Here is a 487-nt window from a genome sequence, read left to right on the forward strand (position 1 = left end):
TGGTTGAGCCGCCCATGGCGATATCAAGGCTCATGGCGTTTTCAAATGCCGCTTTGGTCGCAATTGAGCGTGGCAATACGCTGGCGTCATCTTGCTCATAATAACGTTTGGCAAGTGTTACGATACGACGACCTGCTTCTAAGAATAAATCTTTACGTTTGGCGTGAGTGGCAAGTAACGAGCCATTACCAGGCAGGGATAAGCCTAAGGCTTCGGTCAAACAGTTCATCGAGTTGGCAGTGAACATGCCTGAGCATGAGCCACAAGTTGGGCAAGCAGAGCGCTCAGTTTGTGCCACATCTTCGTCACTAATCAAGTCATCTGCCGCATCAATCATGGCGTCGACTAGGTCAAGTTTGCGAATTTTTTCACCCAATTCATTCATCACGGTTTCATGGGTGGTATGCCCATCGCCCAACGTGGATGCCAATACTTTGCCCGCTTCCATTGGACCGCCCGACACAAAAATCGTTGGGATATTGAGGCG

General features: G+C 49.7%; 1 protein-coding gene. It reads right to left on the bottom strand.

The features are described 5' to 3' along the window. A partial coding sequence (locus ACRQ1B_RS29165) for a dihydroxy-acid dehydratase domain-containing protein (RefSeq protein ID WP_432297843.1) occupies positions 1-487 on the bottom strand: 487 nt, incomplete at both ends.

Source organism: Endobacterium panacihumi (assembly GCF_050847465.1).
In the GTDB taxonomy this organism is placed as follows: Bacteria; Pseudomonadota; Alphaproteobacteria; order Rhizobiales; family Rhizobiaceae; genus Neorhizobium; species Neorhizobium panacihumi.